The sequence below is a fragment of the Sanguibacter inulinus genome (assembly GCF_013415325.1).
Classification (GTDB): Bacteria; Actinomycetota; Actinomycetes; order Actinomycetales; family Cellulomonadaceae; genus Sanguibacter; species Sanguibacter inulinus.
The window spans coordinates 20,849-36,555 of sequence record NZ_JACBYE010000024.1 but is presented as its reverse complement, the minus strand read 5'-3'; the positions used below and the strand labels follow the sequence as shown (position 1 = coordinate 36,555).

Sequence of the window (15,707 nt, the reverse complement as noted above, 5' to 3'; positions counted from 1 at the left end):
CGGCTGTCCGGTGGTCCGCGCCGCTGGCGCGGAGCCTGGTGTTTCCGGCGGCGGCCGCTCGTCTCGAGCAGCCGCCGCCGTCGGGTCACCTCCGCGGGCGGAGGTGGCGGCTCACGCCGACTGGTGGAACGTGCGGGCCAAGACGTCCATCTGCTGCTCGCGCGTCAGCTTGACGAAGTTCACCGCGTAGCCGGAGACCCGGACCGTGAGGTTGGGGTAGTTCTCCGGGTTCTCGATCGCGTCCTCGAGGGTCTCCCTGTTGAGGACGTTGATGTTCGCGTGGAAGAGGCCCTCGGTCATCCCGGCGTCCAGGATGCCGACGAGGTTGCCGACCTGCTCCTCCTTGTTCCGGCCGAGGCCGGAGGGGGTGATCGTGTTCGTCAGCGAGATGCCGTCGAGCGCGTCGTTGTAGTCGAGCTTGCCCACCGAGAGCATGGAGGCGACCATACCGTGCGTGTCCATGCCGTTCTCGGGGTTGGCACCCGGGGAGAAGGGCTCGCCCTTGCGGTGACCGGAGGGGAAGCTGCCGGTCGCCTTGCCGTAGACCACGTTGGACGTGATCGTCAGGACGGACTGGGTCGGGACGGCGTCGCGGTAGAGCGGCAGCGCCCGGATCTTGTCCATGACTGTCTTGACGACCAGCTGGGCGATCTCGTCGGCCTTGTCGTCGTCGTTGCCGTAGACGGGGAAGTCGCCCTCGGTGATGTAGTCGACGACAAGACCGGTCTCGTCGCGGACCGGGGTGACCGTCGCGTACTTGATGGCCGACAGGCTGTCGGTGACGATCGACAGGCCGGCGATGCCGCAGCCCATCGTGCGCACGATCTCGGAGTCGTGGAGCGCCATCTCGATCGACTCGTAGGCGTACTTGTCGTGGCTGTAGTGGATGATGTTGAGCGCCTCGACGTAGGTCTGGACGACCCAGTCGAGCATGGCGTCGTACTTCGCCCACACCTCGTCGTAGCTGAGCGGCTCGTCGGAGGTGATGCCCTCGAAGCCTGAGACGATCTGCTTGCCGCTCATCTCGTCGCGCCCACCGTTGACCGCGTAGAGCAGGCTCTTGGCAGCGTTGACGCGGGCCCCGAAGAACTGCATCTGCTTGCCGACCCGCATCGGGGACACGCAGCAGGCGATCGCGGCGTCGTCACCCCAGTGCTGGCGGATCTGCGCGTCGGACTCGTACTGGATGGCCGAGGTCTCGATCGAGATCGCGGCGCAGAAGTCCTTGTAGCCCTGGGGCAGGTCTTCGTGCCAGAAGATCGTGATGTTCGGCTCGGGAGCCGGGCCGAGGTTGCGGAGCGTCTGGAGCAGGCGGAACGAGGTCTTGGTGACCTGCGTGCGGCCGTCGTCGCCGAAGCCGGCGTCGGACCAGGTGGCCCAGTACGGGTCGCCCGAGAAGATCTGGTCGTAGTCGATGGTCCGCAGGAAGCGCGTGATGCGCAGCTTGATGACCAGGGCGTCGATGAGCTCCTGGGCCTCGGACTCCGTGAGGGTGCCCTCGGCGAAGTCACGCTCGACGTAGGTGTCGAGGAAGGCGGAGAGGCGACCGATGCTCATGGCCGCACCGTCCTGAGACTTCACGGCAGCGAGGTAGCCGAAGTACGTCCACTGGACGGCTTCCTTGGCCGTGGCCGCCGGGCGACCGAGGTCGAAGCCGTACTGCTCGCCGAGGTTCTTGAGCTTCTTGAGCGCCTTGATCTGCTCGGAGTGCTCTTCGCGGTAGCGCGCCCAGCTCTCGGTGAAGCCCTGGTCTGCGACGAGGTCCTTGTCCTTCATCTTCTCGGAGATGAGGAAGTCGACGCCGTAGAGCGCGACACGGCGGTAGTCGCCGATGATGCGGCCGCGGCCGTAGGAGTCGGGAAGGCCGGTGATGATGTGGGACGAGCGGGCTGCACGGATGCGCGGGGTGTAGATGTCGAAGACACCCTCGTTGTGGGTCTTGCGGTACTTGGTGAAGATCTCCTTCACCTGCGGGTCGGGCTCGAGGCCGGCCTCCTTGATGGCGGTCTCGACCATGCGCCAGCCGCCGTACGGCATCATCGCGCGCTTGAGCGGGACGTCGGTCTGCAGCCCGACGACGACGTCGTCGTCAGCGCTGATGTAACCGGCCGGGAAGGCGTCCACGTCCGCGGGGATGTGGGTGTCGACGTCGAAGACGCGCTTGGCGCGCTCGACCGACAGGTACTCCTTCTCGAGGGTGTCCCACACGGCCAGCGTCTTGGCTGTGGGCCCCGCGAGGAACGAGGCGTCGCCCTCGTAGGGGGTGTAGTTGCGCTGCATGAAGTCGCGGACGTCGACGGACTCCGTCCACGGCCCGGTCTCGAACGTCCGCCACGCTGCGGGAGCGGTAGCACCGGCCGTCGTGGCCGAGCCGTCTGCGGTTGTAGTCATCGTCGTCTCCTTCGTCCTGCTCGACCGTTCTGATCGTGCTCTCAGACTATGGAGATATTCATAGGACGACTTGGGACCTTAGGCCCTCGGTCCATCGGCCGAGGGAGGCGTGCGTCACACCGAGCCGGGCGCGTCCAGATCAGAGGTAGACAGGGCCAAGGTCACTTGCGCAGGGCTTCCCCTCACCCCCGGACCCAGGCTCTCACGACGCTGCTCCCAGAGCGCCGCGGACGATCGAGTCCCCGGAGTGCCCGGGGTCCCCGTCGAGAGGCTCTTGAGACACGTCCACGAGCGAGAAGCGCGAGACGTCGAGGCCGGCGGGGACGTCGAAGCGGCCCTGGTTCCCCTCGAGCACACCGAGACTCACCAGACCGCTCAGGTCGTCGGCGAGCAACCAGACCTCGCGGTACCCACCGGGGGTCGCGGCTGCGTCGACGTCGACGACCACCTGCCGCAGCCCGTCCGCCGACTCTTCGAGCCTGGCCTGCCCGGAGGCGTCGGGCCAGGCCGGCAGCGCGTCGAGCGACGCCGAGGCCAACGTGACCTCGGCTCCGGTCGACTCCTGGCGCTCCCAGAACACTCCTCCAGCCACTCCGACGACCAGCGCCGCAGCAGCGGCAGCCGACACCCAGGGCAGGAGCCTGCGCTGCCTGGGCGCGCTCGTGGGCGGGGCGGTGTCCCGGACGACGCTCAGGCGTCGGTCCCCGTCGTCGACGGGCGGCGCGAGAGGCTCGCGGACCGGGTTCTCAGGACCGACGTCGCGGAGCCCGAGCTCGGCGTGGATCCGCTGCCACACCGCAGCGCCCGGCGCCACGAGGACGTCGGCGGCAGTGACCGTGGTGGCCACCTGCGACACCTCCGAGAGCGCCGAGAGCTCGGTGCTGCAGGCTGCGCAGGCGTCCAGGTGCGCCCGGTCTGCGTCTGTCGACACGTCGCCGGGGTGCTCCCCGAGCGCGAGCAGCGCCAGGGTCTCAGGGTCGAGATGCTGCACCGTCCACCTCCAACCGTGTGCGCAACCGCGTCAGGCTGCGTCGGACGTGACTCTTGACGGTGCCCAGGGGCAGCCTCATCTCGTCGGCGATCTGGACGTGCGTGAGGTCGCGGAAGAAGGCTAGCCGCAGGATCGTCCCCGCAGGCTCCCCCAGCTTGTCGAGCTCGTCGGCGACCAGGAGCCGCAGCGTGGTCTGCTCTGCCATGCGGTCGGTCGTCACCTCCTCGGGGATCGCGGTGGCTGTCGCCTCGACGACAGTACGATGGCGCGCCGCAGCGGCGTGCGCGTCGGCGATCTTGAACCGGGCGATGCCCATCACCCAGGTCGACAGCCGTGCGCGCCCGGGGTCGTAGCCGTCCCTCCCCCGCCAGGCGGCGACGAAGACCTGCTGCGTCACGTCCTCGGCGTCGGCGGCGCTCCCCAGGGAACGGAGTGCGACCGAGTACACGAGGGACGACCACCGACCGTAGGCGTCGGCGAGAGCGCTCTCGTCACCGCCCGCGAAACGAGCAGCGAGGTCGTCGGCGTGCAGGTCGACCGTGTCACCCACCCTGAGCCCTCCCTGGTCGCCATCCGCTCGGAACTCTCGGTGCTCTCGCTGATCTCGGGGCCCTTGCGGTCCACCGTCCACCGAGGTGAGCGGCCCGGACGACCCGCTCACGACGCCGGCACAGCGGTGACGACGACGTTGTCCACATAGTGTCCTGTGCTGCGGTCGAAGACGCCACCACAGGTGACGAGCACGAGACGCCGTGGCCCCTCCCTGCTGAAGAGGTCGTCGAGCGCGATCTCCGACTTGGCCACCTGGGCCTTCTCCGTGACCGTGTAGGTGACGTCCTCGCCGCTCTCGTCGGTGACGACCACAGCACTGCCGACCTCGGCGTCCACGAGCCTCGCGAAGGGACCGAGACCTGTCGACCGGGTGTCGGCATGAGCGGCCAGGAGCGTCACCCCGGCGGCGCTGGACGGCGCGGAACCGTACCTGTACCAGGCTGCCCGCAGCCCGGTCTCCGGGAGCTCCATGGTGCCGTCGGGGGCGACCCCGAGAGCCTCGACCTCCATGTCGATGTCGAGCGCGTCGACGACGACCCTGACTGGTCTCGGGAGCTCGCCTGCGAGCGCGTCTGCAGCGGGGCGGACCGGGATGTCAGCGGGGTCCGGTGCCGGAGCAGGCACCCGCGGCGACGAGGGTGGTGACGGCTGGGGCCCGTCTGGCACCGGGGGCGTCGTGGGCGTGCCCGGCGTCGAGGGCTCGACGACCTGCGTCCCGGCCATGGCTGGGGGCGGCTCGACCTGCCGGGCGCAGCCGGAGGAGATCACGATCAGGAGCGCGAGCGACCCGGCGAGCAGCAGCCTGCTGCTGCTCGCCGGGTGGGCGCCCGTGGGCGTCAGACGCATCGCGAGACGGGTGCTCAGACGCGCGCCCGGCTGCGCCGGACCGTGAGGAGGACCACCGAGGCGGCGGCCACGAGAACCAGTCCTGCGCTCACCACGACCCAGGGCGACGGGCCGTCAGAGGTGAATCCTGTCGCCGCCAGCCCGACCTCCCCGGCCTGGATGGCCGACGGCGCCGAGTGCAGGCCGTCGACGGTCTGCGTCGCGAGCGCGAGGGTGCCGTCCGCCAGGCTGCCGTAGGCGTACGCGATGGTGTTGACCCCTTCGGCGACGGTCACGTCGACAGGGCCGAGGACCGGCTCCGTCGTACCGGCTGCTGCCACGGCGACCGACAGCGTCGAGGCCGGGAGGTCGAGGACCTGCTCTGCGGGGTTCTCGAGCCCGCTGATCACGGCTGTGCCCCCTGCGAGGACGTCGACAGCCGGCGCGGCGGCGACGTGGCGCACGGTGAGGCGTCCCTCTCCGGCCGCCGTGGTCGAGGTGTCGTTGGTGAAGAGCGTGGCGGTCGGGGTTCCCGCAGCGTCGAGGTGGGCGACAGCCGTGTAGCTCGTCCCGGCGGCGAGCGGGAGGTCGACGGGGCCGATGGCCGGTGCGCTCGCGTCGACAGCGTCGGCCGCCGTGATGGCGACGCTGTAGGTGCCGGCGGGGAGGTCGAGGGGGCCGGCGAGGGTGCCGGGCTCGAAGTCGTCCAGGGTCCGCTCGCCGTTGACCCAGACGTCGACGGTGAGCCCAGGGACACCGTGCAGCACAGACAGGGAGGCGTCTGCACCCTCGGTCTGGGCCTGTGCGGGGGCCACGAGGAGTCCAGCTCCTCCGGCGGTCAGTGCGGCGACAGCCACTGAGGTGATGACGCGGTCTCGAGCTCGCATGAGTACTCCAGATGTCGAACGTCCCCAGCGGGGTGGCGTGGGGAGCTCCGGTGTTCCTTCTGACACCTGTAGTTCTCCCGCGCGGGCGCCCGCGGATGCACTTCGGGGCAAGAAAGTTCTCCGCAGGCTCCGGGCACGACAGACCGTGCCCTCACCGTCGACGCAGCTGTCGGCAGCGTCGCGGGTGCCCTGGCGCACGGCCTGACCGGCAGCTCCCGGCCGTCACGACGGCCGGGAGGGCAGTCAGCGGGCCAGCAGGTCCAGCACGTCCCGGGCGATGTCGGGAGCGGTGAGCCTGTTCGCCGTGACGATCTGGTCGCGGGTCGCGTGGTCGAGGAAGGCGGACGGCAGACCCACGGTGTGCACGGGTGTGCGCACCCCCGCCTGCGCGGCCCGCTCGCCGAGCAGCGCACCGATCCCGCCCTCGGCGAGACCGTCCTCGATCGTCACGACGAGATCGTGCTCCCCCGTCATCTTGACGAGCATCGACGGCATCGGGAGGACCCAGGTCGGCGAGGCGACTGTCGTGTCCAGCCCGTGGGCGGACAAGATCGAGCTCACCTCGAGGGCTGTCGTGGCCATCGAGCCGATCCCCACGACGAGCACCTTGCGGGCGGCGACTCCGTCGGCCGACGCGGGCTGGGTCTCGCGCCCGATGACGTCGACCCCGTCGGTCGTGTCGAGGGCCGGGATCGGGTCGCCGACAGAGCCCTTGGGGTAGCGCACGACGCTCGGGGCGTCGTCGACGTCGACTGCTGCGCGCAGGGCCGCGCGCAGCGTCGCCTCGTCGCGCGGGGCGGCGAGGTGGACGCCCGGCACGATGCGCAGCATCGCCATGTCCCACATGCCGTTGTGGCTCGCACCGTCGTCGCCGGTGATCCCCGCACGGTCGAGGACGAAGGTCACGCCCGCCTTGTGCAGCGCCACGTCCATGAGGACCTGGTCGAAGGCCCGGTTGAGGAAGGTCGCGTAGAGCGCGACGACGGGGTGCAGGCCCGCGAAGGCCATCCCGGCGGCGCTCGTGGCGGCGTGCTGCTCGGCGATGCCCACGTCGAAGGTGCGGTGGGGGAAGGCCTTCTCGAAGGGTGCCAGCCCGACCGGGGCGAGCATCGCCGCGGTGATCGCGACCACGTCGGGCCGGGCGCGGCCGATCGAGACGATCTCGTCGGCGAAGACCTTCGTCCACCCGAAGCGCGAGGGCGCGACAGGTAGTCCGGTCTCCGGGTGGATCTGGCCGACGGCGTGGAAGCGGTCGGCCACGTCCTGCTCGGCCGGGCTGTAGCCGCGGCCCTTCTCGGTGATGACGTGCACGAGCACCGGGGCGCCGAAGGACTTCGCGCTCGTCAGGGCGCGCTCGACCGCCTCGACGTCGTGCCCGTCGACCGGCCCGACGTACTTGATGCCCAGGTCCTCGAACATGCCCTGGGGTGCGACGACGTCCTTGATGCCCTTCTTCAGGCCGTGCAGCGCGTCGTAGGCGACGCGACCGGGAGGGCCCGAGCGGCGCAGCGTGCGTCGACCCCACGAGAGCATGCTCTCGTAGCCCTGGGTGGTGCGCAGCGTATCGAGGTGGTGCGCCATGCCGCCGATGGTCGGCGCGTAGGAGCGGCCGTTGTCGTTGACGACGAGGACGAGACGGCGGTCGTGACCGTCGGCGATGTTGTTGAGGGCCTCCCAGGCCATCCCGCCGGTCAGGGCGCCGTCGCCCATCACGGCGACGACGTGGCGGTCGTCGAGACCACGGACCACGTTGGCCTTGGCGATGCCGTCGGCCCAGCTGAGCGCTGTCGAGGCGTGGGAGTTCTCGACGATGTCGTGCACGGACTCGGCCCGGCTCGGGTAGCCCGAGAGGCCCTCGCGGCGGCGCAGGTCGCCGAAGTTCTGGCGGCCTGTCAGCAGCTTGTGCACGTAGGACTGGTGGCCCGTGTCGAAGACGAAGGAGTCCTTGGGCGAGGCGAAGACGCGGTGCATCGCGACTGTGAGCTCGACGACGCCGAGGTTCGGTCCGAGGTGCCCGCCTGTGCGCGAGACCGACTGGACCAGGAACGTCCGGATCTCGGCGGAGAGCTGTTCGAGCTGCGCCGGGCTCAGCCGACGGAGGTCTGCCGGCGACGTGATGGTCTCCAGGACTGCCATGGCCATTCCTCCTTGCTGCGTGCGCTGCGCCCGCAGGGCCCGCACACGCCGTCGTCGTGCGGATGCACGGTGAACCACTCTATAAGCGTGCGCGCGCGAGCACCGCCTGGGCGCGGGCGAGATGCCCGGAAGGTCGCAGAGTGTCGCCATGCTCACACAGTCCCGTCACGTCCCCGCACCTTCGTACACTGGACCCATGCGCTTCTTGGACGGACAGACACCCACGACCGACCTCACCTACGGAGACGTGTTCCTCGTCCCCGGCCGGTCCGAGGTCACCTCCCGCTTCGACGTCGACCTCTCGAGCACCGACGGGACCGGCACGACCATCCCGCTGGTCGTCGCCAACATGACTGCCGTCGCCGGGCGACGCATGGCCGAGACGACGGCCCGCCGCGGTGGCATCACCGTGATCCCCCAGGACATCCCGACCGACGTCGTCGCCGACGTGGTCGCGAGCGTCAAGGCGAAGGATCCCGTCGTCGAGACACCCGTCGTGGTCTCCCCCACCGACACCGTCCACACAGCGCTCACCCTCATCGGCAAGCGCGCGCACGGCGCCGCGGTCGTCGTCGACGGCGACCGCCCCGTCGGTGTCATCACCGCCTCCGACTGCACGGGCGTCGACCGCTTCACGCAGGTCCACCAGGTCATGTCCGCGAACCCGACGTCGATCGACGCCGGCGTCCTCGAGGCCGCGGGCGCCGACGGTCTGCGCCGCGCCTTCGACCAGCTGCACGAGTCGCGCCGCAAGCTCGCCCCGGTGGTCCGCGACGGGCGCCTGGTCGGCGTCCTCACCCGGGTGGGTGCGCTCCGCTCGAGCATCTACGACCCTGCGCTCGACGGCTCGGGCCGGCTGCGCGTCGCGGCAGCCGTCGGCATCAACGGGGACGTCGCCTCGAAGACCGAAGAGCTGCTCGCAGCCGGTGTCGACGTCCTGGTCGTCGACACCGCGCACGGGCACCAGTCCAAGATGATCTCCGCCCTCAAGGCCGTGCGGTCCGTCTCCCCGAAGGTCCCCGTGGTGGCGGGGAACATCGTGACCGCCCAGGGCGTCGAAGACCTCATCGAGGCTGGCGCCGACATCATCAAGGTCGGTGTGGGCCCGGGCGCGATGTGCACCACCCGCATGATGACGGGTGTCGGTCGCCCGCAGTTCTCCGCGGTCCTCGAGTGCGCCACCAAGGCCACCGAGCTCGGCAAGCACGTCTGGGCCGACGGCGGGGTCCGCCACCCGCGCGACGTCGCGCTGGCCCTGGCCGCCGGTGCCTCGCAGGTGATGATCGGTTCCTGGTTCGCCGGTACCCACGAGAGCCCCGGCGACCTGCACGACGACGGCAGCGGCCGCCTGTACAAGGAGAGCTTCGGCATGGCCTCGGCGCGAGCCGTCGCCGCCCGCACCGCCGGTGGCTCGCCCTTCGACAGGGCCCGCAAGTCCCTGTTCGAGGAGGGCATCTCGTCCTCGCGCATGTACATCGACCCGAAGCGTCCCGGGGTCGAAGACCTCATCGACGAGATCACCTCAGGCCTGCGGTCGTCGTGCACCTACGCCGGCGCCACGAGCCTCGCCGAGTTCGCAGAGCGCGCCGTGGTCGGCATCCAGTCCGCGGCCGGCTACGAAGAGGGCCGTCCGCTCCCCGCAGGCTGGTGACGGAGCCCGACGGGGCCGGTCCGGCGCACCCGGTCCGGACCGCGCTCGGCACGCTCGTCCGGGCCGGGGTCGACTGGGGCTGGCGCACAGGCCCGGTGCCCGGTGAGCGCGCGACGCTCCCCGACCGTCCGACCAGCAGGACGCCGCTGGCCGTGAGCCGGCCGGCGGCTGTGCTCGTCCTGCTCGGCGAGCGGCAGACCGGTGGTGCGGACCGCGCCCTCGACGTGCTCCTCGTGGAGCGTGCGGCCTCGCTCAACCACCACCCTGGGCAGATCGCCTTCCCGGGCGGTCGCCTCGACCCCGAGGACGACGGCCCTGTGGACGCTGCCCTCCGCGAGGCCGTCGAGGAGACGGGCCTCGACCGCTCCGGCGTCGACGTCGTCGGCACGCTCGGCGGTCTGCCGCTCCCCGTGAGCAACCACGTCGTGACTCCGGTGCTGGCCTGGTGGGCGCGTCCGTCGGCCGTCGGGGTGGTCGACGTGCGCGAGTCAGCGGCAGTGTTCCGCGTCTCGGTCGACGACCTCCTCGACCCCGCGAACCGTCGCCTCGCCCGGGTGAGCCGCGGCGGCCGCTCCCTCGACAGCCCGGCCTTCCTCGTCGACGGGCGCCTGGTGTGGGGCTTCACGGGCATCGTGCTCGACAGGGTGCTCGACGGCCTCGGGTGGACCCGCCCGTGGGAGCAGCACGTGCTCGACGTCCCCGTCTGACGCGGCCCCGGTCCCACCGCCGGGAGACGGGCGCCGGCGGCGTCTCCCTCCGCGCCCAGCCCTGCGAGCGTGACGTCGCCCTGCTCCCCGTGCGGTCTCTCGCCTAGTGGTGGAAGGCAGACTTCTCCACGACGTGCGGCAGCGGCCCGGGCAGCCTGTCGAGGGCGGCTGTCTCCTCCTCGACGACCTCGAGGAGCGAGGCGGCGAGATCCATGCTCATGCCGTTGCGCACGACGATCCGCTGGACCGTGAGGTTGCTCAGCGAGTCGGGCATCGGATACGCCGGGACGAGCCATCCTCGCGCGCGCGGCCGGTCCGAGAGGTCGTAGAGCGTCCAGTTCTCCGTGTGCCCCTCGCGCAGCCGCCAGGCGAAGACAGGGATGTCGGAGCCGTCGTTCCACAGCTCGAAGGCCGGGATCTTGGCGATCCCCGAGGAGAGGTACAGCGCGACGTCCTGGGCGGCCTGCTGGACTGCCGTGTAGCCGCTGCGGCCGAGCCGCAGGAACAGGTAGAACTGCAGCAGCACCTGCGCGCCGGGCCGAGAGAAGTTGAGCGCGAAGGTCGGCATCTCGCCGCCGAGATAGCTGACCTTGAACACGAGGTCCTCGGGCAGGTACTCGGCCGAGCGCCAGACGACCCAGCCGAGGCCTGGGTACACGAGTCCGTACTTGTGGCCCGAGGTGCTGACGGAGTGGACGCGCGGCAGCCGGAAGTCCCACACGAGGTCAGGCTGGAGGAACGGCGCGATCATCGCGCCGGAGGCACCGTCGACGTGGATCGGCACGTCGAGCCCGGTGCTGGCCTGGATGGCGTCGAGGGCCGCCGAGATCTTCTCGACGGGCTCGTACATCCCCGTGTACGTGACGCCGAGGATCGCCACGACGCCGATCGTGTTCTCGTCGACGTAGGAGGCGAGGTCGTGACCGTCGAGCGTCTTGTGCTCCTCGGTGATGGGCACGTAGCGCGCCTCGACGTCCCAGTAGTTGCAGAACTTCTCCCAGCACACCTGGACCGCCGAGCTCATCACGAGGTTCGGCCTGTCGGTCGGGCGACCGGCGGCGCGACGAGCGTGCTGCCACCGCCGCTTGAAGGCGAGGCCGGCCAGCATGCAGGCCTCGGAGGAGCCGACCGTCGAGGTCCCGAGGGCCTTCTCCGGATCGGGTGCGTTCCACAGGTCGGCGAGGATCCGCCACCCGTAGGTCTCGATCGCGGCGGTCTGCGGGTACTCGTCCTTGTCGATCATGTTCTTGTCGAAGGACTCGGCGTAGAGCTTCTCGGCGTGCGGGTCCATCCAGGTGCTCACGAAGGTCGCGAGGTTGAGCCGCGCGTTGCCGTCGAGCATGGTCTCGTCGTGCACGATCTGGTAGGCCGTCTCAGGCAGCATGCCGTCGTCCTCGAGGTGGTACTTCGAGGCGACCGAGTCTTCCCCCGGCCGGGCGAAGAGCGGGTTGACGCTCACGTGGTCGCTGTGGTGGTCACGGTGGTGGTGCTGGTCTTCAGGGGACATCGTCGTCTCTCCTCGGGATGTGTCGGCAGCGCGCACAGGCGATGCTCCCCCGGAAGACACTGACGGACGAGCCACGACTGAGGTCGTCGCCCAGCCTGCTGGCCGAGAGTGCGTCGTCTCCGAGTCTCGACCTCTGCGGAGGTTGCAGCAAGCGGTCGACGCCCGCACGACCCGCCACGTCACACGCTCGCGGGCGCCCCGTCTCCCGGACGAGCCGCGTCCTGGCCCTCGGCAGCACTGTTGGCCGGGCTGGTCGCGAGCACGACGCACGCGGCGAGGGCGACCGCGAGCGCGAGGACCGCCGGCACAGCCCAGCCGTCACGGACGACGTCACCGAGGACAGCGACGCCGATGCCGCCGGGCACGACCACCTCGAGCACCGACGCTGTCGCGGCTGTCCCGCCGACGCGGCCCTGCTCGAGGGCCCGCAGGTAGGCGACGGCACCGACCACGCCACCGAGCACGACTGCCACGGCGACGGGCTGCAGGACCGTGCCGAGCAGGTCGTCGGCTGCGTGCGCCGTGCGGGCTCCGAGCGCGGCCACCGAGTACCCCAGCCCCGCGGCGACGGAGAACGCCCTGGAGGACCCCGACCTGTAGAGCAGCACCGTGGCGAGGGCGAGCAGCACGCTGCCCGTGACGAGCACGGCCACGAAGCCTGCGGGTGGGGCTGTCGCGGGCTGCTCGCCGCCTGCTGCGCCGATGACGACGAGCGCGAGGACGACGGCGACCACAGCCACGACGTCGACCCTGCGCAGGCGGGCTCCGAGGAACCAGCGGGCGAGCAGCACGACGACCACCACGGAACCGGCGAGGACCGCCTGCACGAGGAAGAGCGGCAGCCTGTCGAGGGCGACGAGGGAGAGCAGCCACGCGAGGCCGTCGACGAGGAGGGCGGCGACCACGAGGGGCGTGGTGACGGCTGCGAGGCCGTGGGTGCTGCGGGTGGCGACGGCCTGCATGATCGTGCTGACGCCGTAGCCGACCGCGGCGGCCAGGGCGGCCGCGAGGGACAGGATCATCGCGCGGTGCCCACAGTACCGAGGAAGCGCCCGATGACGGGGATCTCGGTGACCCCCTCGGCGCCTGCGAGCACGACGGCCTGCGTCGCGATCAGCTCGGCGGAGTCGAGGACCACGTAGCGGGGCACCCAGGTGGGCTCGAACTTGTCGTTGAACTTGCCGAGGGTCTCCATCTGGGTGCCGCGCGAGAGCCTCTGCAGCAAGGGCCTGGTCACCTGGTCCAGCCTGGACGCGCTGTCGTCGGACTCGAGCACCTCGCGCATGACCGCGAAGTTGAGGCCGAGCCCACGCTCGGCGCGCCGGACGAGCTCGGCGACTGTGTGCACGATGGTCGTGTCGACGAGACCGTTGGGGATGTCGTCGGTGTCGAGGCGCCGGCGCATGACGTCGAGCGACCAGCCGTCGACGCCGGCTGCCGGCACCCACTGGCAGAAGGCGTCGACCCGACCTTCGGCGGAGCGGGTGACGGAGAGCAAGAGACCGGTGTCGGCGGGGTCGAAGAGGCGAGACAGCGTCATGGAGAAGCCGCGCTCGTCCTCTCCCCGGCGGGACTCCTCGGCCATCTCGGAGATCGCGGTGCGCAGGTCGGCGTCGAGGGTCGCCGGGTCGTGGAAGGTCGTGGTGTAGCCGGCGCGCTCGACCCTGTTGACAGCCTGGCGCAGCGACTTGTGCGCGCTGCCCGCAAGGGTGAAGGTCGGGCAGTCCACGACGGCCTCGTCGCCGAAGTACACGACGTGCAGGCCGCTCGCCTCGTAGACAGGGAGCCAGTCGGTGCTCGCGGCGACCACTGCCACGGACCAGCCGTTCGACGAGGCCATGCTGAGGAACTCGGCCCACACCAGCTCACGCTCGTCGGCGGGGCCGATCGGGTCGGGCGAGACGAGGCACACGCCGCCCCGGACGGAGAAGGCGACGACAGAGTCGGCGACGAAGAACCAGTCTTTGTCGTCGCGAAGCGCGAAGTAGTCGAGGGTCCCTCCCCCGTGGCGCTCCACGACGTGCCGGGCGTGCTCACGCTCCTTGACGTGGTCTGCAGGGCTCAGGCGCACGGCGTCCCGGGGTGAGGTGAGCGCCCAGAGCATCGTCACGACGAAGACGAGCGTGAGCGCGAAGGAGACGGGGTGCACGATGCTCCCGAGCTCTTCGGCCCGGGCCCGGCCAGAGTGCTCGGGCACGAGGGTCGCGACGAGGGCCACGGCTCCAGCCAGGCCTGCTGTCGACAGCCCGGTGACCCACGCGGCCCGGCGCACGGCCCGACGGGTCGGCAGCACGGGGAACGCGCTCCACCGCGAGGCGAGCCAGACGAGGGCGGCGAGGAGGACGAGGGTCTCGAAGACGTCGACGCCCTTGAGCAGGTGGAGCACGGCCGACAGCGCCAGGACCCCGAGAGCGAGGACCCAGGAGAGCCTGTGCCCCTTGCGCAGGCCGCGCGCCGTGATGAGCAGGGCGATCGAGACGAGCAGGAGCGTCGGGCGGGCTGTCGCCTCGGTGAGACCGGGGACGAGGTCGGCGACGGGGCTGAAGACGCGCCGCAGGCCGTGGGCGACCGCGGACACCAGTCCGAGGACGGCGAGGACGACGACCACCCGCGAGGCCAGGACCCGGGTCTCGACCCGCCGCCGGTGCGCCTCGACGGGGCTGGACCCGCGCCGAGGCAGGAGGATCCCGTTGCTGCTCGCTGACATCTGCGTCCGTCCCCGTGGTCGAGTCGTGCTGTGTCTGTGCCGTGCCGTGCTGGGCCGATCTGTGCCCGCCGCCCGGCTGGTCGCTGGTCGGCTCGTCGGCACCTGGCCCACCGGGCGCTCAACCTACAGCGCGTGCTCGGCTGCCGTCATCTGCTGCTCGAAGAGCTCGAGGCCGTAGGGCACGGCTGTCATCGCGGTGACCCAGCTGTGGCCCAGTCCTGGTTCGGTCCGCAGCTCGACGGGCTGTCCGCGTGCCTCGAGCCGTCGTGCGAGGTCCTGAGCCGTCGCGGGCACCTGGGCGTCGGTGTCGGTGGCGCCGTAGTCGAGGAAGACGGCTGTGGGATCGGTCAGGTCGATCGTGCTGACGTAGTCGCTCGGGCTGTGGGCAGCGACCTCCGCATCCGTCGAGAGGCCGGCACCTCGCATGTCCCCGGGATCGCCGTAGGGCATGATCGCGAGGATCGTCCCGAAGTCCGCAGAGTGCCGCAACCCTTGGTCGAGGGCGCAGTACGCCCCTGCGGACATGCCCCCGATCGCCTGGTACTCCCGCCCGGTCGCGACGGGGTAGCGCTGGTCGACCCACGGGAGCACGACGTCACGCAGGTAGGTCTCGGTCTGGGAGCCACCGCGGGTCGAGTCGAGGCAGGAGACCTCGCTCTGGCCACGGCCGTTCATGTCCGGGGCGACGACGATCATGGGTCGGATCTTCCCCGAGGTGATGAGAGAGTCGAGGACCGCCGGGAGGCCTGCACCGAACCAGTCGGCGGACCCTCCAGGGGAACCGTGGACGAGCACCACGAGCGGGTACAGGGTCTTGCCCGAGGGGTCGAAGCCCGGGGGCGTGTAGATCCAGGTGTCGCTCGGGTCGACACGGAGGTCGGCAGGCGCCGCGATCTTCACAGCGCCGAAGGCACCTGTCCCCGTCGGCGGGTCTGCAGAGATCGTCGCGACGGTCGCGCCCGGGACAGGAGCTGTCGGGACCGCAGGCACCTCGAGCCGTGGGCCGAGGCCGAGGTGGATCGCGAGAGCGTCGACCGTCGGGATGTACCCGACCCACGTGTTGACACCGACACCGACGGCGAGCAGGAGCGCGCAGGCCCCCGCCAGGAGGAGGTGCCAGGTGCGGGGGCGCCGGACCTGCGGTGCGTCCGTGGGCGCGGCTGGCGCGGCGTCGACCAGAGCCGCACGGGTCGTGCGCCTGTGCCGGACGCGACGGCGGACCGCGAGCACGACCGCGACCACAGCGACGACGCCCAGCACCGCGACGGTCCACCACGACGAGATCGCGTCGGTCGGGATAGGGGGGCCCACGACAGCGGGACCAGCAGCACCTGCAGCGACCTGACCGTCCAC

Annotated in this window: 12 protein-coding genes; 2 read left to right on the top strand and 10 right to left on the bottom strand. The window is 70.9% G+C overall.

All coding sequences use genetic code 11. The features are described from left to right. Positions 1–111 precede the first annotated feature (111 nt). The 6 genes from pflB to dxs all read right to left on the bottom strand — a co-directional run bounded on the left by pflB (position 112) and on the right by dxs (position 7,782). Positions 112–2,391 (bottom strand): formate C-acetyltransferase, encoded by a 2,280-nt coding sequence (pflB, locus tag HZZ10_RS10890; protein ID WP_179913523.1) that lies wholly within the window; start codon positions 2,389–2,391, stop codon positions 112–114. Between the two features lie 202 nt (positions 2,392–2,593). Then, a complete protein-coding gene (locus tag HZZ10_RS10885) occupies positions 2,594–3,382 on the bottom strand; it encodes an anti-sigma factor (protein ID WP_056132278.1) in 789 nt (262 codons plus the stop codon). After that, positions 3,363–3,932 (bottom strand): RNA polymerase sigma factor, encoded by a 570-nt coding sequence (locus HZZ10_RS10880; RefSeq protein WP_179913522.1) that lies wholly within the window; start codon positions 3,930–3,932, stop codon positions 3,363–3,365. The genes HZZ10_RS10885 and HZZ10_RS10880 overlap by 20 nt, the downstream gene beginning before the upstream one ends. Before the next feature lie 107 nt (positions 3,933–4,039). Further along, entirely contained in the window at positions 4,040–4,780 is a 741-nt protein-coding gene (locus tag HZZ10_RS10875) for a class F sortase (protein ID WP_179913521.1), read from the bottom strand. A gap of 14 nt (positions 4,781–4,794) precedes the next feature. Then, positions 4,795–5,646, bottom strand: a complete 852-nt coding sequence (locus tag HZZ10_RS10870; RefSeq protein ID WP_056132270.1) for a DUF4397 domain-containing protein — start codon at positions 5,644–5,646, stop codon at positions 4,795–4,797. Between the two features lie 243 nt (positions 5,647–5,889). Then, positions 5,890–7,782: a 1-deoxy-D-xylulose-5-phosphate synthase gene (gene dxs, locus HZZ10_RS10865; protein ID WP_179913520.1), complete on the bottom strand. Its 1,893-nt coding sequence runs from the start codon at positions 7,780–7,782 to the stop codon at positions 5,890–5,892. A 196-nt stretch (positions 7,783–7,978) separates the two neighbouring features. On the opposite strand from dxs, the gene guaB1 reads away from it, so the two are divergent. Both guaB1 and HZZ10_RS10855 read left to right on the top strand, forming a co-directional pair. Further along, positions 7,979–9,433, top strand: coding sequence for a GMP reductase (gene guaB1 / locus HZZ10_RS10860; RefSeq protein ID WP_179913519.1), 1,455 nt, complete (start codon positions 7,979–7,981; stop codon positions 9,431–9,433). Beyond that, entirely contained in the window at positions 9,430–10,140 is a 711-nt protein-coding gene (locus HZZ10_RS10855) for an NUDIX hydrolase (RefSeq protein WP_179913518.1), read from the top strand. Before guaB1 ends, HZZ10_RS10855 begins: the two co-directional genes overlap by 4 nt. A gap of 103 nt (positions 10,141–10,243) precedes the next feature. Here HZZ10_RS10855 and gad read toward each other — a convergent pair whose 3' ends face one another. The 4 genes from gad to HZZ10_RS10835 form a co-directional block, all read right to left on the bottom strand. Beyond that, on the bottom strand, positions 10,244–11,647 hold the full coding sequence (gad, locus tag HZZ10_RS10850) for a glutamate decarboxylase (RefSeq protein ID WP_179913517.1): 1,404 nt from the start codon (positions 11,645–11,647) through the stop codon (positions 10,244–10,246). 179 nt (positions 11,648–11,826) lie between these two features. After that, positions 11,827–12,669, bottom strand: coding sequence for a hypothetical protein (locus HZZ10_RS10845; RefSeq protein WP_179913516.1), 843 nt, complete (start codon positions 12,667–12,669; stop codon positions 11,827–11,829). After that, the gene (locus tag HZZ10_RS10840) at positions 12,666–14,354 is read right to left on the bottom strand and encodes a bifunctional lysylphosphatidylglycerol flippase/synthetase MprF (RefSeq protein WP_179913515.1); all 1,689 of its coding nucleotides are present in this window, start codon (positions 14,352–14,354) and stop codon (positions 12,666–12,668) included. The genes HZZ10_RS10845 and HZZ10_RS10840 overlap by 4 nt, the downstream gene beginning before the upstream one ends. 123 nt (positions 14,355–14,477) lie before the next feature. Next, positions 14,478–15,707 carry an alpha/beta hydrolase gene (locus HZZ10_RS10835; RefSeq protein ID WP_179913514.1) on the bottom strand — a complete coding sequence of 410 codons (1,230 nt, stop codon included), beginning with the start codon at positions 15,705–15,707 and terminating at the stop codon, positions 14,478–14,480.

Bases quoted from the DNA above. Each gene is read 5' to 3' on its own strand.
- pflB (WP_179913523.1), bottom strand. From the start codon at position 2,391: ATGACTACAACCGCAGACGGCTCGGCCACGACGGCCGGTGCTACCGCT.
- HZZ10_RS10875 (WP_179913521.1), bottom strand. From the start codon at position 4,780: ATGCGTCTGACGCCCACGGGCGCCCACCCGGCGAGCAGCAGCAGGCTG.
- HZZ10_RS10870 (WP_056132270.1), bottom strand. From the start codon at position 5,646: ATGCGAGCTCGAGACCGCGTCATCACCTCAGTGGCTGTCGCCGCACTG.
- dxs (WP_179913520.1), bottom strand. From the start codon at position 7,782: ATGGCAGTCCTGGAGACCATCACGTCGCCGGCAGACCTCCGTCGGCTG.
- guaB1 (WP_179913519.1), top strand. From the start codon at position 7,979: ATGCGCTTCTTGGACGGACAGACACCCACGACCGACCTCACCTACGGA.
- gad (WP_179913517.1), bottom strand. From the start codon at position 11,647: ATGTCCCCTGAAGACCAGCACCACCACCGTGACCACCACAGCGACCAC.
- HZZ10_RS10845 (WP_179913516.1), bottom strand. From the start codon at position 12,669: ATGATCCTGTCCCTCGCGGCCGCCCTGGCCGCCGCGGTCGGCTACGGC.
- HZZ10_RS10840 (WP_179913515.1), bottom strand. From the start codon at position 14,354: ATGTCAGCGAGCAGCAACGGGATCCTCCTGCCTCGGCGCGGGTCCAGC.